This is a genomic window from Rugamonas apoptosis (genome assembly GCF_014042355.1).
In the GTDB taxonomy this organism is placed as follows: Bacteria; Pseudomonadota; Gammaproteobacteria; order Burkholderiales; family Burkholderiaceae_D; genus Rugamonas; species Rugamonas apoptosis.
Genome location: NZ_JACEZU010000002.1, coordinates 50,853 through 72,587, shown reverse-complemented (window position 1 = coordinate 72,587; position 21,735 = coordinate 50,853). Strand labels below are relative to the sequence as shown.

Genomic DNA, 21,735 nt, shown 5'->3' with positions numbered 1-21,735 from the left:
CCGCATCAAGTGTTGGCAGTGGTCAGCTTGTTGCCCACCGTCTTGAACGTCACGTTGAGCTGGGTGCCGACGATGGTGACGGCGGCGATGATGACGACGGCGATCAGGGCCGCGATCAGGCCATATTCAATGGCCGTCACACCGTCTTCTTCGCGCAGGAATTTTTGAATGGCGTTCATGAGGAATACTCCCTAAAGATTGAGTGAAGACTGCTGCACCAAAAAGTCCGGATTCCAAGGCGCTGGTGCGCCGCCTCAGAAATTCTTGCCTAGCGCCAGCAGTACGATGACGCACACAACGGCGATCAGCGAGGCCACTAACACTGCTTCGTAAAACGTCGCTCCGCTCTCTCCCCAGAAGAAACGCTGCCAGGGCGTGGGCGGAGGATCGATATCACGCATACAGCGCTCCCAAGTCGTTAGGTTGGTTCAGCCTTGCTAGTCTCAGCCGGCACCGACACCGCACTGATGAGTTCACTATAAAGAAAGGAGTGATGAGGTACATCAGACAACTGTCCTTTTTTTGCCGGGACAAAACGCCCTTTTTTTAGGAGCAATTTCGGGACATTTGTCATGGGGAAGGAATATTGTCAAAATAAAATGACAAGCGGCGCGTTGGCGTGGCGCGGAGTGGGCTGCCGAGAGGGGGCGCGGGGCAGGTTCTGGGCCCGGCGGAGGGGGGCGTTTAGCGTTCCTGCGGCTCGGCGCGGTGGGTGGTCATGAACACATACAGGTCCAGGCGGTTGGTCACGCCCAGCTTGTGGTAAATCGACGTCAGGTGGTTGCGCAGCGTATGGTCGGAAATGAACAGGGTCTGGGCCAGCGCCTTGTTGCCGCCGCCGCCGGCCGCGATCAGGTCGCAGATCTGGCGCTCTTTGGTGGTCAGGGTGGCGATCTTGTCGGCCCCGGCGTCGGCCTTGCGCCGCTTGGACGGGTGGCGCATCTCGTCGAAGATGCGGCCCAACAGGTTCTGATCTAGCCATAGCTCGCCCTGGTGCAGCTTGCGGATCGCCCGCAGCACCACGTCGGCTGCGGCGTCCTTGCCGACCACGCCGCGAGCGCCGTGGAGCACGGCCGCGTCGAGCTGGGACGCGTCGCGCGTGCCGCTCAGCACCAGCACGCGCGCGCCGCTGCCCTTGACCAGGTCGGCCAGGATGCCCAGCGAGCTGGTGCCGTCCAGGTCCAGGTCCAGCACGATCACGTCGGGCGCCACGGCGCGGGCCTGGGCCAGCGCGCCGTCGCAGCTGGCGGCGCAGCCGACCACCTGCATGGTGCTGCCCTCGCTTTCGATCAGCTTGCGCAAGCCCCAGATCATGGTTTGATGGTCGTCCACAAGCAGGACGCGGATGGGGGGATCAGTGGACACGTTGTCGCCTTTCTCTCGTTTCAAATGGGGATGGTGATCTGGACCACGGTGGCGTGCTGCTGGTCCGGCAGCACGCGGGCCTGGCCGCCCAAGGCCAGCGCCCGTTCCGCGATCGAATGGGGGCGGAAATTGGTCACCGCCTCGGCCGGACAATTATTCTCGATGCGGATCTCCAGTTCGCGCTCGCCGCAGGCCAGCATGACGGCGCCGCTGCTGGCGGTGGTGTGCTTGCAGATATTGCTGATGCCTTCGCTGACGATCTGGAACACCTCGGCCGCCAGCCGGTCGTTGCCGCGCAACTGGCCCTGGCTGTGGATGGCGATGTCGATGCCATAGAATTGCTTGACCTGGCTGGCGTGGCGCCGCAGCGCCAGCAGCAATTCCGGCTCGCTCAAGCCCGGGCGCCCGGCCCGGAAACTGCTGGCGTAGCGGCGCAGGTCGCCGATCACCTGGGTGGTCATCGCTTGCAGGTTGTCCAGTTCCGGCAAGAGCGGGTTGTCCGCGCCGGCCTGCTTGCGGATCGCGCTCAGGCCATGGCTGAGGCCGATATACGGTTGCACCGTGGTGTCGTGCAGGTCGCGCGCGATGCGCTCGCGCTCGCGCTGGGAAGCGTCGGAGGCGATGCGGTCCAGCAGTTCGATATTCTCCACCACGGGGAACACCTGGCTGACGATGTGCAGCAGGAATTGGGCGTCCTGGCGGCTCAGTTCCTGGCGTTCGGTGACCACGATCAACCGGCCTTCGCCCGTACGCAGGGGCACCGGTACGGTCACCAGAGCGCCCGCGTCCAGCAGTTCGGCCAGGTCGTTGGCCGTGTCGGGCGTGATGCGCACCCAGCGCTGGCGGGCGGCCAGGTATTCGCGCGACAGCGGGCGCCGGCGCAGCAGACCGTCCAGCGGGCGCGTGTGCAGCACCGCGCGGCCGGTGCTGAAGGCCAGCAGCGGGGTGGCCGCTTCGACGCTCAGGCGGGTAGGCTGGATCGCCCGGGCCGTGTCGGCGCCGCTGGCCGCCCGCAGCGACCAGTGCTCGGCGCCGCTTTCGCGCATCAACAGGATGCAGCGACTGGCGCCATAGAACTGGCGCACCTTCTCCAGCACGGTGGCGATGGTCTGGTCGACCCCGAAGCGGGGATTCGATTGCTGGGTCACTTCATGCAGCAAGGCCAGGCGCCGTTGCTGCGACACCACCAGCCCGCCCCAGTGGGCGATCATGTAGCCGAGCGCCAACAGGAAGGTGGCGCGCAGCAACACCCGCGCCAGCGCCGCGTCGGTGTGGGCCGTGATGGCCGTCGTTGCGAACAGGGCGGTCGAGACCAGCGTGGTGCGGGCGCCCGCTTCGAAGCCGAAGGTGAACGAGGCGGTCAGGATGGAGAAAAAGAAGAACAGGAAAAAGAAGCTGTTGCTGCCGCCGGTGACCAGCACGATCAGGTAGAACCAGCCCACGTCCAGCCAGTAGGCGACGTGCGCCCGCAGGCGCGGTGATCCGACCAAGTTTAACACCAGGCTGTGCAGCAAGTAGCCGGCGAACACGAAAATGGTGAAGTCGTTCATCCGGCCCACGCCGGCCGGATCGATGATCAGCGTGAGCAGGCAGGTCATGGCCAACACCAGCCGCATCCGGTTGACCATGGAGGCGTCGGTGGCATCTTTAGGCAGGCGGCTGGGCATGGGAATGTTGTCGTTCACAAGGGGTTCAGCCAGGTTTTCTTGCTCGTCTTGTAACAATTGCTCCAGTCTAACGGCAGACACTGATGAGCGTCCATATCCAGCGCTAAAATTTGTTGTATCAATAACGGCGATGCCACACTTTGGGGATATAAAGCACGACCGTGCGGTGAAATTGGCGGCGCGTGTCATACCGTCATCCCCCCGCCGCGCGCCAACAGCGGCGGACGATGGCGCGCGCCGACGCCACGCACAGCGCGGCCAGCGCCAGCGCCGCCACGCCGTCGAGCGCATAGTGCCAGCCCAGCACGATGGTCGAGGCCCAGATCAGCAACGCCAGCGGCACGGCGCAGCACAGCGCGCGCGGCCAGTGGCGTCCGACAAACCAGGTGGCCATGGCTGTTATGGCCACATGCAGGCTGGGCATGGCCATGGTGCCGTACAGCAATCCATTTTGAGCGATGCGTCCGGCCTGATACGCTTGCAGGTAGGCTTGCAGTTGGCCGCTGAGCGTGCCGCGCAAATGGGCGAACGAGGCCGGGTGGTAGTATTCGGGGCCGGCCACGGGGAAGCGCAGCGCGATGGCGGTGGTGCCATAAAACGCCAGCACGATGGCCACGGCCAGCGTCACGGAGCTTTCCGTGCGCCGCGCCTTGACCAGCAGTGCCAGTACCAGCAGCACATACAACCACATCAAGTGGTAAATGCTCTCCCACCAAGCCAGCGGCACCAGGCGAAACCGCAGCACGGCGCGCCACAAGGGCTGTTCGAATTGCCACAGCACGGGATCGTACCAGACCGTGGTGGCGCTGCGGTAGATCTGCACCAGGTTGGCGTTGCCGCTGATGGCCAGGATGGCGCCGAACACCAGCATGCAGCCCATCACGGCGCTATCGGCCTGGAACACGGCGCGCCACAGTGCGGCGACGTCGATCCGGCCGTCCGGTGCGCGGAAGCGGCGCATGCGGCGCACCGATTCGAGCACGGCCAGAAGGCTGAAGAGCAGGGCATAACAGCCGGTGAAGTAGGCGGCCACCATCACTTGCGGCCACGTCAGCACGCCCACCGACAGGGTACCGGCACTCCAATGCGCGCCGATGGTCAAGGTGGCGCCCACCACCGCCAGCGGCGATAGCGTGCGCGGCGCGCCCAGCGCAGCCGGCTTATCGCTCGCGGACATAGACCACGGCCACCTCATCGGCATACAGCCGGCGCCAGTGGGGCAGCGTGTCGAGCAGGTACAGCATGGGGAGGCTGTCGGCGGCGATCAGCGCCCAGCGCACGTCGTAGCGTTCGCTGGCCCGTTCGAAGACGGCGCGGTCGGGCCGGAACGCGGCCAGGTAGGCCTGGATGAAATCGCTGCCATACATGTCGGCGCGGCCATCGACGAAGGGGCGGACCTGGCGGTAAATCAGGTAGCCGCCAAATTCATAGCTGTTGAATACAGGCTGCGCGCGCAAGGCGGGCGGCACATGGTCGAGCGCGGCCATCGGCGTGGCCGGGTCGTCGCCCCGCTGCTGTGGCATGGCCAGGCGCAGCCCGGCCGCCAGCAGGGCCATGGCCAGCAGCGCGGCGCCCCAGGCGGACATGCCGCGTGGGCGCGCCGGGGGCGCGCCGGGGCGGCCCAGCGCAAGCCCCAGCGGCGCGGCCAGCAGCAGCGCGCCCACCAAGCCGGCGACCATTTGATGCCGGCTGTGCTTGAGCGCCATGTAGAGCAGGCCCAGCAGCATGATCACGCGTGTGGTGGGGATGCGCAGCGGCCGGCTGAGCGCCGTGTACAACAAAGTCATCAGTGCCAGCGTGAGCGGTTGCAGGTGGTTGAAGTTGGGCGGCTGCCATTCCGCGATGGTGGAGGTCAGTTCCGGTTGCATCAGCTGGAAGGGATGCCACAGGCTGCGCCAGCCAAACGGCGTGCACATGGCCGCCGCCGCCGCACCCAGCAGGAACCAGCCCCACTGGCGCAGCGCCGGCGCGCGCGGCGCCGGCGTGCCCAGTACCGCTTCCAGCGCCAACAGGCCGGCCAGCGCTAGGCCCAGCACGAAACTGCCATGCAGGTTGGCCCACAGCACCATCAGCGCTAACCAGCGCCAGGATGGCGCGCGTCCCGCATCGCGTGCCGTCAGGAGCGCGACGCACCAGGCGCTCAGCGGCACCAGGGCCAGCACATGGGGCCGGGCGAACAGGCTGGGCACGATGGAGGCGGCGACCAGGGTGGCGCACACCAGCGATGCGGGCTGGGCCAGGCGGCGCTGCAGATAGTGCGTGGTCAGACCGAGGGTCGCCGCCAGCGCTGCGCCGCATAACAGCGTCAGGCCGCTCCAGCCGCCGGCGTCGAACGCCAGCGCCATGAGCACTTCCGACAGCCACTCGTGGGCCACCCAGGGTGCGCCGGGCATGGTGCTGGAAAACACATCGGTGTGGGGGATGGCGCGCTGCGCCAGGATCCACCGGCCTGCCGCCAAATGCCAGTAGGTGTCGCCGTCCAGCAACAGGGGGCGGTGTGCCAGGGGGAACAGGAAGCCGATCAGCGCCGCCACCATCGCCATTGGCGGCCAACGCCAGGCGCTCGTGGGTTGGCTAAGGGGTGTTGCGTGGCATTCCAAGGCGACCCTCCCATGCTGGCGGTGATGCAGCCAACATAGCAGGGGCGGCGGGGATTGTCTATCTTTTAACGCATGAACATCCACACGGTTAGCGTGGCGCCGACCAGCACCACGAAGGTGCGCATTACCTTTTCCGGCAGGCGGTGGATCAGCCAGGCGCCGCATAGGCCGCCGGCGATGCCGCCCGCGCACAGGGCCAGCGCGGCTGGCCAGCTGATCAGGTGCGAGGTGGCGAAGATCAGCGTGGCGGCCGCGTTCATGGCCATCGCCAGCACGTTCTTGGTGGCGGTGGCGGCGCGCACCTGCTGGCCGGCGATGGTGAGCGCGGCCAGCATCAGGAAGCCGATGCCGCCGCCGAAATAGCCGCCATAGACGGCGATGCAGCTTTGGACCAGCACCAGTGTCCAGCGCGGCATGGCGCTGGCCGCGTGCAGCGGCTGGCGGCGGAAACTGCCCCAGGCGAACATGGAGGTGGCGAACAGCACCAGCCACGGCACCAGTCGGGCGAAGAAGGAGGCCGGCGTGTTGAGCAGCAGCAGCGCCCCGACCACGCCGCCGGCCACGCTGATGGCGAACATCTGGCGGAAGGTGAGCGGCCCCACGTCGCCGGCCAGTTTGCGGCCGGCCACGGCCGAGGTGGTCTGGCTGGGGAACATGGCGATGGTGGAGGTCATGTTGGCCGCCAGCGGATTCAGGCCAGCCAGCAGCAGGGCCGGGAAGGTGATGAAGGAGCCGCCGCCGGCCAGCGCGTTCTGCACGCCGGCAAAGAAGCCGGCGGCGGCGATCAGCAGGACGACGGATATCTCTAGCGGCGGAACGGATGGCATGGCGGATCGGGTGACAAGGTGGAAAAGGGCGCGCGGAGCAGAATTATACCCGTGCCGGCCAGGTGCCTCTGGCCAGCCATCCAAAACGCCGGCGCTCAGGCGGCCGACAGGATGGCGAGCAGGGACACCCCAAATGGCAGGGGCATCCAGCGCAACAGGTGGCGCTCGCTGCTGAAGACGTGGCGCAAGACCTGGTTGATGGGTGCGGCGGGGATGGCGGTGCCGCTGGCCGCTTGCGTGCCCGCTAGGCGGTCCTTGATGCGCATGACGGCGGCCAGCGGGAACAGCAGGGTGTTGAAATGCGTGAGCCGCTCCATGCGCAGCCCGGCGGCGCCGGCCTTACGGCGCAGCTCGGCGGAGCTATAGCGGCGCTTATGATGCAGGAACACGTCATGCGGCCCCCACATCCAGCGGTTGGCCGGTACCGTCAGCAGGATGCGCCCTCCGCTGGCAAGCAGAGCCTTCGCCACGGCCAGCGTGGCCACATCCTCGTCGATATGTTCCAGCACGTCGAACATGCAGACCAGATCGAAGGATGCGGGCGGGAATGGCACGTTGTCGGGGCAGCGTCCCTGCCGGATATCGAACCGGTGGCCGGTCTTGTCAAGGGCGATCGAGCGGGCGGTCGGATCCATTTCCACGGCGCTGACGGTGCCATGGCCGGCCAGCAGGTCGAGATTGCCGCCCGTGCCCGAGCCGATTTCCAGGATGCGCGCTGCGGCCGGTAGGCCCATGCCGGCGAGGACGGCATCGAGGATGGCACGGCGGCCGGTGAACCACCAGTGGTGCTGCTCCGTGGCGGCCATCTCCAGATACGCTTCAGGACTCATCGGCGACTCCATAACGTTGACGCACAATATACGTGGGCCGCTGTTTCGATTCCAGATAGATGCGGCCGATGTACTCCCCCAGCACGCCGATGCTGATCAACTGCAGGCTGCCCAGGAACAGGATGGCCACCAGCAGCGAAGCGAAGCCCGGCACGTCCACCCCCAGTATCAGCGTGCGCAGCACGATGAACGAGGCGTAGCACAGGGACAGGACGGCCCCCGCGCCGCCGATATAGGTCCACACCTTCAACGGCGCGGTGCTGAAACTGGTGATGCCGTCGATCGCGAAGTTCCACAGTCGCCATCCGGAGAACTTGGTCTTGCCGCTGGCGCGGGTATGGCGCACGTAGTCGATGGTGGTGCTGCGAAAGCCGATCCAGGCGAACAAGCCTTTCATGAAGCGCTGGTTTTCCGGCAGCTGTTTCAGCGCTTCGATGGCATTGCGCGACATGAGCCGATAGTCGCCCACATCCTGCGGGACCTGGATGGTCGAGATCTGGTTGTGGACCTTGTAGAACAGGCTGGCGGTGGTCCGCTTCAGGAAGGAGTCCGCAGTCCGATCCACGCGCCGGGCGAGCACCACGTCGAAGCCGCGCCGCCACTCGGCGAGCAGGGCGGCGATGAGCTCGGGCGGGTCCTGCAGATCGGCGTCGATGGGAATGACGGCCTCGCCGCTGGCCATGTCTATGCCGGCCGTCAACGCCGCTTCCTTGCCGAAGTTGCGCGACAACTCGATTACCCGGAACCGGCCGTCGAGACCGGACAGCGCGAGCAACTGTTCTAGCGTGTGGTCCTGGCTGCCATCGTCGACGCAGATGACTTCAAAGCGCACCTGCGGCTGGCTGTCGAGGATGGGCCGCAAGGTCTGGTGGAACAATTGAATACCGTCGGCTTCATTGAAGAATGGAACCACGATGGAGACTAGGTCGGGTTGTCCGCATGGTGTGGTTGGTCGCATCATCATCGTAGGCAATCCCGTGACTGTAGGTGTTCGCATTCCTGTCATGCTGGACAGGTGGCGAACTGGCGGATCGGCGTCAGCAGCGCGCCACCAGTATGCATGATTCTTTGGCGATTCGACAATGTCGGCTTGGGTGGGCGTTAACAATTGTGTACATCCTGCGTCAATATGCACCGCATAGACCATGCTGGCGGATGTCGGCGTTGAAGGAGAGGTGGCGAAAAGCTGCTAACATGGGCCGATGGACAAGCAGCCCGGCGTTCCCTATCAGCTCTACTACTGGCCCGGCATCCAGGGCCGCGGCGAATTCGTGCGGCTGGCGCTGGAGCAGGCCGGCGTGCCCTACGTGGACGTGGCGCGCCGGCGGGGCGCGCGCGGCATGCCGGCCATGCTGGCCAGCCTGGATGGGGCGCTTGAACCGCAGCCATCGTTCGCGCCGCCCGTGCTGCGGGCCGGCGAACTGCTGATCGGGCAGACGGCCAACATTCTGTTGTTCCTGGGCACCCGCCACGGCCTGGCGCCGCGCGCGCAGCAAGGGCGGCTGTGGGCCAACCAGTTACAACTGACCATCGCCGACATCGTGAACGAAGTGCACGACTGCCATCACCCCTTGTCCACCAACCTGTATTACGAACAGCAAAAGCCGGCCGCCCGCACCCGCGCGGCCGACTTCACGGCGCAGCGCCTGCCCAAGTACCTCGATTATTTTGAAGGCGTATTGGAACGCAATCGGGCGCGCGGCAACCACGCCGTCGGTGGCCGGCTGTCATATGTGGACTTGTCGCTGTTCCAGCTGGTGGAAGGCTTGCGCTACGCGTTTCCCAACGCGATGGCGCGCCAGCAGGACGCGTGGCCGCGGCTGCTGGCGCTGCGCGACAGCGTGGCGGCGCAACCGCGCATCGCGGCCTACCTGAAGTCGGCGCGGCGCCTGTCGTTCAATGAAGAGGGGATTTTCCGCCACTATCCGGAACTGGACCGTTAAGGCGTCGCGGTGGCGCGTCAGTCGTCGTCCGGCGGATCGTCCAGCCTGGCCAGGTCGAAGCTGACCAGGGCCCAGATGCCGCCCGCGTAATCGGGTTCGCGCGACAGCGTTTCCACGGGAGAGGGTTTGATCTCGAATGGTTTGCCCTGTTCCACCAGCTGACCCACATGGCCGTAGATGGCCTTGGCGGCGTTGCTCATGGCCTTGTCGATGGTGGCGCCCGAGGAGCGCACGCCGGGCAAGTCCGGTACGGTGACGCCGTAGACACTTTCCTTGTCCATGTGGATCAGAATAGGGATGTCCATAGCGGCTTGTCCTGTGGAAAGTGGGCGGCCATTGCTGACGTTGCGCTGCAAGACTAAGTTTTACACGGACAAGGTCAGGCTTCAAGCTATTTCGTGCATGGGACCGCCAATTTACGACGCGATGCCGCAAGCGCGCGCGCCGTCGTGGCGCGACCACCATCGAGCCCCGTTTTGGTGCGCCGCAGCGGGTGTCGCCTTGGTACTTGAGTACTCAAGTAAAAAGCCCCGCCGGCATTGCTGCGGGCGGGGCTGGGGTGAGGCGGGAAACGCTTACAGCACTTCGCTGGCGTGGTCGGCCAGGCGCGAACGTTCGCCGCGCGCCAACGTCACGTGGCCGCTGTGCGACCAGCCCTTGAAGCGGTCCACCACGTAGGTCAGGCCGCTCGAACCTTCCGTCAGGTAGGGCGTGTCGATCTGGGCGATGTTACCCAGGCACAGGATCTTGGTGCCGGGACCGGCGCGCGTGACCAGGGTCTTGATCTGCTTGGGCGTGAGGTTTTGCGCTTCGTCGATGATGAGGAACTTGTTGACGAAGGTGCGGCCCCGCATGAAGTTGAGCGACTTGATCTTGATGCGCGAACGGATCAAGTCCTGGGTGGCCGCGCGGCCCCACTCGCCACCATCCGAATCGGACTTGTTGAGCACTTCCAGGTTGTCGTCGAAAGCGCCCATCCATGGCGACATCTTCTCTTCCTCCGTGCCTGGCAGGAAGCCGATGTCCTCGCCCACGGGCACCGTGACGCGGGTCACGATGATCTCGTTATAGAGCTTGGTTTCCAGCACTTGCGCCAGGCCGGCCGCCAGGGCCAGCAGGGTCTTGCCGGTACCGGCCTGGCCCAGCAGGGTGACGAAGTCGCACTCGGGGTTCATCAACAGGTTCAAGGCGAAGTTCTGCTCGCGGTTGCGGGCCGTCACGCCCCACACGTTGTTCTTGTTGTGGGAGAAGTCGCGCAGCGTTTGCAGCACGGCCGTCTTGCCGTTGATCTGCTTGACCTGGCCGTAGAACGGCGCTTCGCCATTCTTCGGTTCCAGGAAGATGAACTGGTTGACCAGCATGGAGGGCACGAACGGACCCGTCACCCGGTAGTAGGTGGCGCTCTGGCCGTTCTTGTTCTCCTGCCAGGACTCCATGTCCTTGCCATGCTTGTTCCAGAAGTCGTCCGGCAGCTGGACGATGCCCGAGTACAGCAGGTCGGTGTCTTCCAGCACATGGTCGTTGAAGTAGTCTTCCGCCGGCAGGCCCAGCGCGCGCGCCTTGATGCGCATGTTGATGTCTTTCGACACCAGCACCACGGGGCGGCCTTCCTGCTCGCCTTCCAGCGAACGGACCACGGCCAGGATCTGGTTGTCGGCCTTGCCCACCGGCAGGCCGGCCGGCAAGTCCGCGCTTTGCAGCCGGGTCTGGAAGTACAGCCGGCCCTTGGCGTCCTTGTTGCCCAGCTTGGACAGCGGGATGCCTTTTTCGATCGCGTCGTCGTCCGTGTTCGACACCAGCGCGTCCAGCGTGCGCGACACCTGGCGCGCGTTGCGGGCCACTTCCGTCATGCCCTTCTTGTGGTTGTCGAGCTCTTCCAGCGTCATCATCGGCAGGTAGACGTCGTGCTCCTCGAAGCGGAACAGCGACGACGGATCGTGCATCAGCACGTTGGTGTCGAGCACGAACAGCTTGGTCTGGCCGGTCTGGTCGGCGTGGCGGCTGGTGGAGGACTTGAGCGACACTTCCACCGGCTTGTGCTTGGCCGGATGGGGCGCTTCGGCCGTGATCGGCGTGACCTTGGCGCGGGCCGCTGGCGCGGCCTTGACCTTGGACGGGGTGGGCGATGCTTCGCCAGCCGGCGCGTGCGGCGGCGCGGCCTGCAGGATGGCCGCCTTAGGCTTGCCCTTGACGGCGGCCGGCTTGGCCGCTGGCGCGGCTTTGGCGACCACGGCCGGCGTGGCCACGGCGACTGGCTTGGCCACGGCGACCGGCTTGGCGGCTGCCTTGGCCGGCGCCTTCTTGGCCGCCGTCGCCGGTGCGGCTACCTCGGCGGCGATGGCCGGGGTGGGGTTGGCGCCGCTGGCTTTGGGGTAATCTTTTGCCAGCAGTAAAGTCGCTGGCTTACTTGGAATTTTTGGCAGTGGCATCAGGATCTCGATCAAATAAATTCTGGAGGAATCCGCCCATGGGTGCGCCTGGCGCGGGCGAGGCGGCCGGATGGGGTGGATGCGGGGGAAACAGGGTTACAGGACTGCCGACGGGCACACGATCGGCCCGGGTAAGATACCGCGTGGTGGCCGGCTGGCCACCATGTAGGGTGAGAGTTGGTACAGTGCTGACTCAAAATGGCCGGTTGCGCATGGACTAGCTACGGTTGGGCAAACTGGACGTTCGCACCGCGCCTTTAGCCTGACTAAGCCTGACGCGCCACGAATTCCAGCACTTCATCGACGTGACCTGCTACCTTCACGCCTCTCCATTCTTTCACCAATTGCCCATGAGCGTCAATGACAAACGTGCTGCGCTCGATGCCGCGCACGGTCTTGCCGTACATCTGCTTCAGTTTCATTACGCCAAATTGCTGGCACAACGCTTCTTCGGGGTCGGAAATCAGTTCGAACGGCAAGCCCAGCTTGGCCTTGAAGCCTTCGTGCGAGCGCAGCGAGTCGCGGCTGATGCCGTAGATCTCGGCACCGGCGGCCTGGAACTGTGCATGCAGGTCGCGGAACGCCATGCTCTCGGTGGTGCAGCCGGGCGTGTTGTCCTTGGGGTAGAAGTACAGCACCGTGTGGCGGGCCGGACGGCCGGCCAGCTGGAAGGTCTGGCCGCCCGTCATGGCGGCGGAAAAATCGGCGACAGGTGCTACGGTTTGGCGATCAGCCACAGGTTTTCTCCTGAACGGTGAACAGCAAGAGGGATACGGCTTGGAAGACATTTCGCCTTCTTGGGGTACTGCTTAGCGGGCGGCGCCTTGCACCATCAGCTGGCCCGAACGACCCGGCAATTCGCCCCACGTCATCGGGCACACGGGCAGCACGTCATCCTTGATCTGCCCGTAATGGTCGGCCATGGACGCCAGCTGATAACCCTGGGCGCGCCAGCCGGCCAATAACTGCTCGAAGATGGGGGCGAGTTTTTGCCCTTCAAGCTCGGCGTGCAAAGTGTACACATGGTCGCGCGTGGCGCCGGCCGTCAGCTTGAGCAGGAAGTCGGCGATGTTGGCCGTCGTGATGACGGTGCCGTCGATCTCGCACCCCAGCAGCTCGTCCAGCGTGGGCAAGGTGGTGGGCAGTTGGATGCAGGCTAGCACCTTGCCGTCCACGGACAGCCGGTGCGGGCCGTCGGCCGGGTTGGCCAGCGTGCCGTTTTCATTGAGCACGCAGCGGCTGTCGGACGCGTAGCGGTAGCGGGCCGTGTCATGCTCGATGAAGGCGGCGCCGTTCATCTGCCAGCCGGCCGCGCCATGGGTGTGGGCCGGCGCGCCGAACACGGTGGCGTAGCGCGCGCCCGCCTTGCGCATCATGGCCACGGTCCAGGCGGCGTGGCGCTTGGCCACGTTGTCCTGCCACAGCACGTGGTCCCAGGTGTGGATGCCGCATTCGAAACCGGCATCGCGCACGGCGCGCAGTTCGGCCGCGCACAGCTTGCCAATGTCCGGTCCCGGCAGCAGGGTGCCGTACATCAGGGTCTTGAGGCCGTAGTGTTCCACCACGGAGGTGCGCGACACCTTGCTGAAGAAGCCGGGCCGCAAGGCGCGCCGCAAGGCCCATCCCGTGTGGTCGGGGCCCAGCGAGAACAGGAAGGTGGCGTGGGCCTGGTGCGCTTGCAGCATGCGCACCAGGTTGGGCACACCCTCGCGGGTGCCGCGATAGGTGTCGACGTCGATCTTCAGCGTCAGCACGGGCCGACGCTGGTGTTGCACGGTGCCGGTCAAATCATCAATCCATCAGGGCTTGCGCTTCGGCCACCTGGCTGCGGTAGGCGTCGAAGATCTTGCGCAGCGCGTCGGCCATGGTGGTCGATGGCTTCCAGCCCAGCTCTTCGCAGGTGTTGGTGATCTTCGGCACGCGGTTCTGCACGTCCTGGTAGCCCGCGCCGTAGTAGGCGCCGGACGTGGTTTCCACGATCTTGACCTGCTTGGCGCCGGTGGCGTATTCCGGATATTCCTCGGCCAGTTTCAGCATCATGCCGGCCAGGTCGCGGATCGAGTAGTTGTTGACCGGGTTGCCGATGTTGTAGATCTTGCCGGTGGCGGCGCCGTTCTTGTTGTCGATGATCTTCATCAGGGCGTCGATGCCGTCGTCGATGTCGGTGAAGGCGCGCTTCTGGTTGCCGCCGTCGACCAGCGAGATGTTCTCGCCACGGACGATGTGGCCGAAGAACTGGGTCACCACGCGCGACGAACCTTCTTTTGGCGTGTGGATCGAATCGAGGCCGGCGCCGATCCAGTTAAATGGACGGAACAGGGTGAAGTTCAGGCCTTCCATGCCGTAGCCCCAGATCACGCGGTCCATCAGCTGCTTGGCGTTGGAGTAGATCCAGCGCGGCTTGTTGATCGGGCCGCAGATCAGTTCCGAGTTTTCGGGATCGAATTCCTCGTCGTGGCACATGCCATACACTTCCGAGGTCGATGGGAACACCAGGTGCTTGCCGTACTTGGCGGCCGAACGGACGATGGGCAGGTTGGCCTCGAAGTCCAGTTCGAACACGCGCAGCGGCTGCTTGACGTAGGTCGATGGGGTGGCGATGGCCACCAGCGGCAGGATCACATCGCATTTCTTGACGTGGTACTCGACCCATTCCTTGTTGATGGTGATGTCGCCTTCGAAGAAGTGCATGCGCGACTTGTAGGAATCATTTTCCAGGATGTCGGTGATGCGGTCCGTGCTCATGTCCATGCCGTAGACGTGCCAGTCGGTCGTTTCCAGGATGCGCTTCGACAGGTGATGGCCGATGAAGCCGTTGACGCCGAGGATGAGGACTTTTTTCATGTGATGTTCTCTAGGTAATGTTCATTGTCCGCTGGCGGCAGCGGCCAGGCGGGTGTGCAACTGCTGGGCCGTGATGGGTTCACCGTCGGCCGTCAAGGCGGAAATCGCCAGCATGCGGCCATCGCCGCACACGCCAAAGATGCAATTATCCACTACTGTCAAGCCCGGACGCAAACTTGCGGCGGCAATGTTGTAGTTATGCTTATTATTTGGCTTGTACAGGCGGGCCCGCTGCAGCACATAGCGCACCGCGCCGATGTCGGTGAAGGCGCCCGGGTAGGGTGGCGCCACGGCGCGGTGCAGGTTGTAGACGGTCTGGGCCGGCTGGTTCCAGTCGATGCGGCCGTCTTCCGGCTTGCGGCCGCCGAAGTAGCCGCCCTGGCTCAGGTCGTTGTGCAGGCGCGGCGCGGTGCCGGCCAGTAGTGCGGGCAGCACATGCCACAGGGCCTGCTCGGCCGCCACGGTGACCTTGCCGAACACTTCGAAGGCCGTGTCGTCGGGCAGGATCGGCACTTCCATCCGGGCCACGATGGCGCCCGCGTCGGGCTTGACCGTCATTTCGTGCAGGGTGGCGCCGGTGGCGTGGGCGCCGTGCAGCACGGCCCAGTTGACGGGCGCGCGGCCGCGGAATGCGGGCAGCAGCGAGCCGTGCATATTGTAGGCCGGCGCCACTTCCAGCAGTTCGGCCGGCAGCATGTGGCGGTAGTAGAAGCTGAACATCAGGTCGGGCCGGGCCGCGCGCACCACCGCCAGCAGCGTGGGCGACTTGGCGTCGTCCGGCGTGATGTAGGGGATGCCTTCCGCGTCGCAGACGGAGATGACGGAGTCGAACCAGATGTTCTCGCTCTCGCTGTCCTGGTGGGTGACCACCAGCGCCACGTCCACGCCGCCGGCCAGCAGCACCTTCAGGCAGCGCACGCCGACATTGTGGTAGGCGAAGACGACGGCGCGCGGCCGGCGTTGCGGTTGGCTGTCCGTCATCGCGCCACCGAGCGTTTTTCAACCTCGTCCAGGTCCAGGGTTTCATGGCCGTGCTGCTGTTGCAGGATGGTCTGCACCACATAGCGCGGGCGGGCCCGCACTTGCTGGAAGATGCGGCCCACGTATTCGCCCAGCAGTCCGATGCCGAACAGGATCACGCCCATGAAGAAGAACGCGATCGCGAACAGCGTGAACAGGCCTTCCGCTTCCGCGCCCAGGAACAGGCGCCGTACCAGCAGCACCAGCACCAGCAAGCCGGAACCGATCGACAGCGCCATGCCCAGCATGGAGAACATTTGCAGCGGCACCAGCGAGAAGCCCGTCACCAGGTCGAAATTGAGGCGGATCAGGCTGTACAGCGAGTACTTCGATTCGCCGGCCGCGCGTTCCTCGTGCTCGACCAGGATTTCCGTCGGCTTGCGGGCGAAGCGGTAGGCCAGCGCCGGCACGAAGGTGTTCACTTCGCCGCACTGGTTGACCAGGTCGATCACGTTGCGGCCGTAGGCGCGCAGCATATTGCCCTGGTCCGTGATCTTGATGTTGGTGATGCGCTCGCGCAGCTGGTTCATGGCCTTGGAGGCGTAGGTGCGCCAGGCCGAATCCTGGCGCTTGCGGCGGATCGAGCCCACGTAGTCGTAGCCTTCGCGCATCTTGGCCACCAGGTGGCGGATTTCCTCGGGCGGGTTTTGCAGGTCGGCGTCGAGCGTGATCATGATGTCGCCGCGGGCCGCTTCGAAGCCGGCCAGGATGGCCATGTGCTGGCCGTAGTTACCGTTGAACAGCACCACGCGCGTGACGTCGGGCCGGGCCCGGAACTGCTCGGCCAGGATGGACACCGAGTTGTCGCGGCTGCCGTCGTTGACGAACACGATCTCATAGCTGGTTTGCAGCGCGTCCAGCGCCGGGTACAGGCGGTCGAACAGGGTCTGCAGCCCGGCCTGCTCGTTGTAGACCGGGATGACGACGGATATTTCTGGTTTCATGGATGTTGCGGTCATTGCGGTCATTATTTAATCAGGATGGCTTTGACGGCGGCCACGGCGCGCTCGACGTCGGCGGTGGTCATGGCGTAGAACATGGGCAGCGTGACCGTCAGGCGGCCCACTTTTTCCGAGACGGGGAACATGCCTTCCTTGAAGCCCCGCGCACGGTACATGGTGAACAGGTGGATAGGCGCGTAGTGGTAGCCGGTGCCGATGTTGTACTCGGCCATCTTGCGCATGAAGTTGGCGCGCGTGTCCGGGCCCTGGTCGGGCAGCACGATCTGGAACAGGTGGTAGTTGCTGGTGTCGAACGCCTGCAGCGGCAGTTGCGCGCCCGATTGCGCTTCGAAGTCTGGGCCGAAGCAGCTGAAGTAGTGGCGCGCCAGCGCGCGGCGGTGGGCCGTGATGGCGTCGATATTGGCGAACTGGCCCAGGCCGATGGCGGCCATGATGTCGCTCATGTTGTACTTGCCGCCCAGGACGTCGACGTCGATGCCGTCCACGCCGCTGCGGGTCACACCCTGCAGCCGGTATTTCTCGGCCAGGCGCGCTTCGTCCTCGTTGTTGAGGACCAGGCAGCCGCCTTCGCCGGTGGTGATGTTCTTGTTGGCCTGGAAGCTGAACGAGACGAAGTCGCCGAACGCGCCGATGCGCTTGCCCTTCCATTCGGAGCCGAACGCCTGCGCCGCGTCTTCCACCACGCGCAGTTTATGCTTGTTGGCGATGGCGTACAGGCGGTCCATGTCCACGGGCAGGCCGGACAGGTAGACCGGGATGATGGCCTTGGTGCGGGGCGTGATGGCCGCTTCCAGCTTGTCGAGGTCGATATTGCGGGTCACGGGGTCGATGTCGGCAAAGACGGGCGTGGCGCCCACTTCGATGATGACGTTGGCCGTGGCCACCCACGAGATCGAGGTGGTGATCACTTCGTCGCCAGGGCCGATGCCGGCGATGCGCAACGCGATCTCCATGGTGCAGGTGCCGGAATTGAAGGTGCGCACGGGGCGGCCACCGAAGTATTCGGACAGCTTGGCCTCGAAGGCTTGCACTTTCGGGCCGCTGGTGATCCAGCCAGAACGCAGCACCTCGCCGACGGCGGCGATGGTGGCTTCATCGATGGTGGGTTTGGAAAAAGGCAGGAAGGGCAGGGCAGCGCTCATATCGTTGGTCACTCTCAATCTTGTTCTTGCGGATGGGCGGGCGCTGGTGGCGCACCGCCCCCAAGGGCAGCGCATATTCTAATGGGTTCTGGATTTGACCGGCCATTTTGTTGGCCGGCCGGCAAAACCGGAACCAGAAAAACTCAGCTGCGGGCCAGCAGGGCCACGCCGATCAGGATCACGACGATGGCCGCCATCCGTTGCACCGACACGGCTTCGCCGAAGAAGTACCAGGCGCCCACGGCCGTTACCACATAGCCGAGCGACAGCATGGGGTAGGCGATCGACACGTCCACCCGTGACAGGGCGATGATCCACAACACCACCGACAGCACATAGCAGGTCAGGCCGCCGATGATGGGCAGCTGGGTGGCCACCTTGAGGCCGATGGCGAACCAGTTGTCCATGGTCAGGTGGATGGCGCCGACGGACTTGGTGCCGGCTTTCAGCAGCAGCTGGGCCAGGGCGTTGAGCAGCACGCCCGTGACGATAAAACTGAAGGTTGCGATGTTCATTAACTATCTAATTAATAATTTAATAAGTTACCGGTTGGCGACGGCCATGCGTCGGGTATCTTCGGCCACCACGCGCATGGTCACGCCGCGCGCTTGCAGTTTCGGATAATCCTCGACGTCGATGATGGCGATGTCCTTCACGCCGGCCGCCGCGTCTTTTTGCCAGATGCCGATCCAGGCGTCGACCGTGGGGATGGACAGTTCCGGCTGCTGTTCCAGGCCAAAGGTGAATTCATCCCAGTAATCCACCAGTGTCACGGTGCGGCCCAGGTAGAAGGTCATCGACTGTTCATAGGTGGAGACCGAATAGATTTTCGTGTCCGGCGCCAGTTCGGCCGCGATGCGGTGGGTCAGCGCCTTGCCGGCCCGCAGTTTGCCATACGGCTCGAAGCCGGCCAGCACCATCTGGGTGGCCAGGAAGCCGGCGATGGCCAGCGTCAGCACGCTGGCGTCACGGCGCAGGTGGCGCGCATGGAGCAGGGCCAGCGCGCCACCGGCCGCGGCGATGATGGCGGCCGCCAGCACCCACGGCTGGTAGGCTTCCAGCATCTTCACTTCGGCCGGGTCGTGGACCTTGATGTGGGCGATCTGCGGGATGGCCGCGATGCCGGCCACGCCCACCACCAGCAGCAGCACGGCGGCGAACACGCGGTTGGGGCGCGAGGCGTTTTCCAGGTAGACGGCGATCAGCAGGGCCAGCGCCGGGAAGATGGGCAGGATGTAGCCGGGCAGCTTGGAGCTGGAATAGCTGAAGAAGAAGAAAATGAACACGGCCCACACCAGCAGCATCAGGCGCGGCTGGAAGACGGTCCGCTGTTCGAGGCGCAGCGCGCCCAGCAGGCTTTGCGGCAGCACGCCCAGCCACGGCATGATGCCGGGGATGAGCATGACGAAGAAGTAGTACCACGGACCTTCGCGGTGGTGGGTCTTGAGCAGGAAGCGCTCGAAATGCTCGTGGATGAAGAAGAAGTGCGGCTGTTCCGGGTTCTTCAGGGCCACCAGCACGAACCACGGCGTGGCCACGGCGAAGAACAGCAGCAAGCCTTTGCCCAGGTGCAGCCGGGCCCAGATGGCCCAGTCGCGCGCGGCCAGCGTGTACAGCACCAGCACGGCGCCCGGCAGCACCAGGCCGATCAAGCCCTTGGCCAGCACGGCCAGCGCCATGCCTGCCCAGCACACCAGCATCCAGTTGCGCCGTTCGGCGGGCGTGGCGGCGTCGCGCTGGGCCAGCAGCAGGGCGCACAGGGCGATGGTCATCATGCCCGACAAGCTCATGTCGAGCGAATCGATCTGGCCCGAAGCTACCCAGAACAGGCTGGCGCCCAGCGCCAGTGCGGCGTAGAAGCCGGCGCGCGCGCCGAACACTTTATGGCCCGTGTAGCCGGTCAGCAGCACGCCCGTCAGGCCGCACAAGCCCGTCCACAGGCGGGCCTGCCATTCGCCCAGGCCGAACACGGCGAACGACAGCGCGTTCATCCACGTTTGCAGCGGTGGTTTCTCAAAGTACTTGATGCCGTTCAGGCGGGTGGTGATCCAGTCGCCCGTGGTGAACATTTCGCGCGCCATTTCGGCGTAGCGGCCCTCGTCGGGCGGCACCAGGGTGCGCCAGCCCAGCACGTACAGCCACACCAGCGTGAAGGTGATGGCGAGCGACCACAGCAGTTTTTTGGAGTTATACAGGTCGTTGTTCATCAGGCCGGCTCACCCGCGCCCGCGTTTCCACCCAGGATCAAGGCCAGCGTGACCTTGCGGCCTTCGCCCATCAGGATGTTGTAAGTCCGGCAAGCTGCCTGGTTGTCCATGCACTCGACGCCGATGCGGCGCATGGTCAGCGCGGCCGTCAGCTTGGGGTGGATGAAACGCTGGCGCTCACCCGTGCCCAGGATCACGACGTCGGGCGCCAGTGCCAGGATGTCGTTGAAATGGGCTTCCGTCAGTTGCTCGAAGACGGGCGCACCCCAGGCCCGGGGCGCCGTTTCCGGCAGCACGATCAGGCTGAAGTTATAGCGCTGGGCGTTGATTTCGACCCCGGTGTCATCGTAGCCGGTGACGGTCTGGTATTGTTGGGTACTGCTGGCGTGGAGCTTCATAGGCGGTAAAGACGAGCGGTCTGGACGACTCGTCGCGGTCATTGGTCGGAAAAAGAAGCGTCATTGTAGCGTTTTTCCTGGGGCCGCCCCCCGCAAAGGTTGATTAAATGGGAGGCTTTCGGCAGAATGGGTCTTTTCGCATTGCAGCATGGGCCAGCGCCGGTATTTTGGCAGGCCGCGACGTTTTGCCTCACCAACACAGGATTTTATTTTGCGACCGATTCATAAATCGAACAAACTTGCGGAAGTGTGCTACGAGATCCGCGGGCCGGTGCCGGAAAAAGCCCGGCAAATGGAGGAAGAAGGACACAAGATCACGAAGTTGAATATTGGCAACTTGGCGGTGTTCGGCTTTGATCCACCCGATGAGATCGTGCACGACATGATGGTCAACCTGCCCAACGCGGCCGGTTACACGGATTCCAAGGGCATGTTCGCGCCGCGCAAGGCGGTGATGCATTACACGCAAGGCAAGAATATCCGCGGCGTCACCATCGACGACATTTACCTCGGCAATGGCGCCTCCGAACTGATCGTGATGGCCATGAACGCGCTGCTCAACACGGGCGACGAGGTGCTGGTGCCGGCACCCGACTACCCGCTGTGGACGGCCGCCGTCAGCCTGTCGGGCGGCACGCCGGTGCACTATATCTGCGACGAGCAGCAGGACTGGTATCCGGACCTGGCCGATATCCGCAGCAAGATCACGTCCAACACGCGCGCCATCGTCATCATCAACCCGAATAACCCGACCGGGGCGCTGTACCCGGTCGAACTGCTGCGCGAGATCATCGAGATCGCGCGCCAGAACCAGCTGATCATCTACGCCGACGAGATCTACGACAAGGTGCTGTACGACGAAGCCCAGCACGTGTCGATCGCCTCGCTGGCCGACGACGTGCTGTGCGTGACCTTCAACGGCCTGTCCAAGAATTACCGTTCCTGCGGCTACCGTTCCGGCTGGATGGTGGTGTCGGGCGAGAAGGGCCATGCCAAAGATTACATCGAGGGCCTCAACATGCTGGCCTCGATGCGTTTGTGCGCCAACGCGCCAGGCCAGTTTGCGATCCAGACTGCGCTGGGCGGCTACCAGAGCATACAAGACCTGGTGGGACCGGGCGGACGCCTGTTGAAGCAACGCGACCTGGCTTACCAGCTGCTGACCGATATTCCCGGCATCACCTGCGTCAAGCCGAAAGCGGCGCTGTACATGTTCCCGCGCCTCGATCCGAAGATCTACCCGATCGCGGACGACCAGCAATTCGCATACGAACTGCTGGCGGAAACCAAAGTGCTGATCGTCCAGGGCAGTGGCTTCAACTGGATCAACCATGACCACTTCCGCGTCGTGTTCCTGCCGAACACGGACGATATGACGGAAGCGTTCGGCCGCATCGCGCGCTTCATGGAAAGCTACCGCAAGCGTCACAGCCTGGGCTATTGAGCCGTTTCCGCCCCTTATCAACCGGGCGCCGCCGACGCGGCGCCTGCTATCACCGTA

22 protein-coding genes are annotated in these 21,735 nt (G+C 64.6%); 2 read left to right on the top strand and 20 right to left on the bottom strand.

All coding sequences use genetic code 11. The annotated features are described in order from the left end of the window. Window positions 1–5: 5 nt before the first annotated feature. The 9 genes from H3H39_RS03990 to H3H39_RS03950 all read right to left on the bottom strand — a co-directional run bounded on the left by H3H39_RS03990 (window position 6) and on the right by H3H39_RS03950 (window position 8,202). Window positions 6–179 carry a Flp family type IVb pilin gene (locus H3H39_RS03990; RefSeq protein ID WP_182152026.1) on the bottom strand — a complete coding sequence of 58 codons (174 nt, stop codon included), beginning with the start codon at window positions 177–179 and terminating at the stop codon, window positions 6–8. A gap of 75 nt (window positions 180–254) precedes the next feature. Continuing rightward, entirely contained in the window at window positions 255–401 is a 147-nt protein-coding gene (locus tag H3H39_RS03985) for a Flp family type IVb pilin (RefSeq protein WP_182152025.1), read from the bottom strand. A 283-nt stretch (window positions 402–684) separates the two neighbouring features. Further along, window positions 685–1,365 carry a response regulator gene (locus tag H3H39_RS03980; protein ID WP_311196848.1) on the bottom strand — a complete coding sequence of 227 codons (681 nt, stop codon included), beginning with the start codon at window positions 1,363–1,365 and terminating at the stop codon, window positions 685–687. 20 nt (window positions 1,366–1,385) lie between these two features. Next, a complete protein-coding gene (locus tag H3H39_RS28265; protein WP_182152024.1) occupies window positions 1,386–3,050 on the bottom strand; it encodes a sensor histidine kinase in 1,665 nt (554 codons plus the stop codon). A 175-nt stretch (window positions 3,051–3,225) separates the two neighbouring features. Further along, window positions 3,226–4,209 carry a phosphatase PAP2 family protein gene (locus tag H3H39_RS03970; RefSeq protein WP_182152023.1) on the bottom strand — a complete coding sequence of 328 codons (984 nt, stop codon included), beginning with the start codon at window positions 4,207–4,209 and terminating at the stop codon, window positions 3,226–3,228. Continuing rightward, window positions 4,193–5,575: a hypothetical protein gene (locus tag H3H39_RS03965; RefSeq protein WP_182152022.1), complete on the bottom strand. Its 1,383-nt coding sequence runs from the start codon at window positions 5,573–5,575 to the stop codon at window positions 4,193–4,195. Before H3H39_RS03965 ends, H3H39_RS03970 begins: the two co-directional genes overlap by 17 nt. A 122-nt stretch (window positions 5,576–5,697) precedes the next feature. Continuing rightward, a complete protein-coding gene (locus H3H39_RS03960; protein ID WP_182152021.1) occupies window positions 5,698–6,459 on the bottom strand; it encodes a sulfite exporter TauE/SafE family protein in 762 nt (253 codons plus the stop codon). Between the two features lie 95 nt (window positions 6,460–6,554). Next, complete coding sequence (locus H3H39_RS03955) at window positions 6,555–7,289, bottom strand: class I SAM-dependent methyltransferase (RefSeq protein ID WP_182152020.1); 735 nt, start codon at window positions 7,287–7,289, stop codon at window positions 6,555–6,557. Further along, a complete protein-coding gene (locus H3H39_RS03950; protein ID WP_375540402.1) occupies window positions 7,279–8,202 on the bottom strand; it encodes a glycosyltransferase family 2 protein in 924 nt (307 codons plus the stop codon). Before H3H39_RS03950 ends, H3H39_RS03955 begins: the two co-directional genes overlap by 11 nt. A 289-nt stretch (window positions 8,203–8,491) precedes the next feature. On the opposite strand from H3H39_RS03950, the gene H3H39_RS03945 reads away from it, so the two are divergent. Then, complete coding sequence (locus H3H39_RS03945) at window positions 8,492–9,232, top strand: glutathione S-transferase (RefSeq protein ID WP_182152019.1); 741 nt, start codon at window positions 8,492–8,494, stop codon at window positions 9,230–9,232. A 17-nt stretch (window positions 9,233–9,249) separates the two neighbouring features. Here the strand turns inward: H3H39_RS03945 and H3H39_RS03940 are convergent, their stop codons facing one another. From H3H39_RS03940 to H3H39_RS03890, 11 genes are all read right to left on the bottom strand, one after another. Then, a complete protein-coding gene (locus H3H39_RS03940) occupies window positions 9,250–9,537 on the bottom strand; it encodes a type II toxin-antitoxin system HicB family antitoxin (RefSeq protein ID WP_182152018.1) in 288 nt (95 codons plus the stop codon). 270 nt (window positions 9,538–9,807) lie between these two features. Beyond that, window positions 9,808–11,661, bottom strand: a complete 1,854-nt coding sequence (locus tag H3H39_RS03935; protein ID WP_182152017.1) for a PhoH family protein — start codon at window positions 11,659–11,661, stop codon at window positions 9,808–9,810. Window positions 11,662–11,927: 266 nt separating this feature from the next. Continuing rightward, window positions 11,928–12,398, bottom strand: coding sequence for a peroxiredoxin (locus H3H39_RS03930; RefSeq protein WP_182152016.1), 471 nt, complete (start codon window positions 12,396–12,398; stop codon window positions 11,928–11,930). Window positions 12,399–12,470: 72 nt separating this feature from the next. Next, entirely contained in the window at window positions 12,471–13,436 is a 966-nt protein-coding gene (locus H3H39_RS03925; protein WP_311196847.1) for a polysaccharide deacetylase family protein, read from the bottom strand. A 16-nt stretch (window positions 13,437–13,452) separates the two neighbouring features. After that, window positions 13,453–14,505 carry a bifunctional UDP-4-keto-pentose/UDP-xylose synthase gene (locus H3H39_RS03920; protein ID WP_182152015.1) on the bottom strand — a complete coding sequence of 351 codons (1,053 nt, stop codon included), beginning with the start codon at window positions 14,503–14,505 and terminating at the stop codon, window positions 13,453–13,455. A 21-nt stretch (window positions 14,506–14,526) separates the two neighbouring features. After that, window positions 14,527–15,486 (bottom strand): formyltransferase, encoded by a 960-nt coding sequence (locus H3H39_RS03915; RefSeq protein ID WP_182152014.1) that lies wholly within the window; start codon window positions 15,484–15,486, stop codon window positions 14,527–14,529. Further along, window positions 15,483–16,469, bottom strand: a complete 987-nt coding sequence (locus H3H39_RS03910) for a glycosyltransferase (RefSeq protein WP_182152013.1) — start codon at window positions 16,467–16,469, stop codon at window positions 15,483–15,485. The genes H3H39_RS03915 and H3H39_RS03910 overlap by 4 nt, the downstream gene beginning before the upstream one ends. Window positions 16,470–16,492: 23 nt before the next feature. Beyond that, entirely contained in the window at window positions 16,493–17,629 is a 1,137-nt protein-coding gene (locus H3H39_RS03905) for a DegT/DnrJ/EryC1/StrS family aminotransferase (protein ID WP_182152525.1), read from the bottom strand. Window positions 17,630–17,772: 143 nt separating this feature from the next. Next, window positions 17,773–18,144 (bottom strand): DMT family transporter, encoded by a 372-nt coding sequence (locus H3H39_RS03900; RefSeq protein ID WP_182152012.1) that lies wholly within the window; start codon window positions 18,142–18,144, stop codon window positions 17,773–17,775. A 27-nt stretch (window positions 18,145–18,171) separates the two neighbouring features. Beyond that, the gene (locus H3H39_RS03895) at window positions 18,172–19,836 is read right to left on the bottom strand and encodes a glycosyltransferase family 39 protein (protein ID WP_182152011.1); all 1,665 of its coding nucleotides are present in this window, start codon (window positions 19,834–19,836) and stop codon (window positions 18,172–18,174) included. After that, on the bottom strand, window positions 19,836–20,234 hold the full coding sequence (locus H3H39_RS03890; protein ID WP_182152010.1) for an Mth938-like domain-containing protein: 399 nt from the start codon (window positions 20,232–20,234) through the stop codon (window positions 19,836–19,838). Before H3H39_RS03890 ends, H3H39_RS03895 begins: the two co-directional genes overlap by 1 nt. Window positions 20,235–20,445: 211 nt before the next feature. Here H3H39_RS03890 and H3H39_RS03885 point away from each other — a divergent pair, with 211 nt between their 5' ends. After that, window positions 20,446–21,678: a pyridoxal phosphate-dependent aminotransferase gene (locus H3H39_RS03885; protein ID WP_182152009.1), complete on the top strand. Its 1,233-nt coding sequence runs from the start codon at window positions 20,446–20,448 to the stop codon at window positions 21,676–21,678. The last annotated feature ends 57 nt before the right edge of the window (window positions 21,679–21,735 follow it).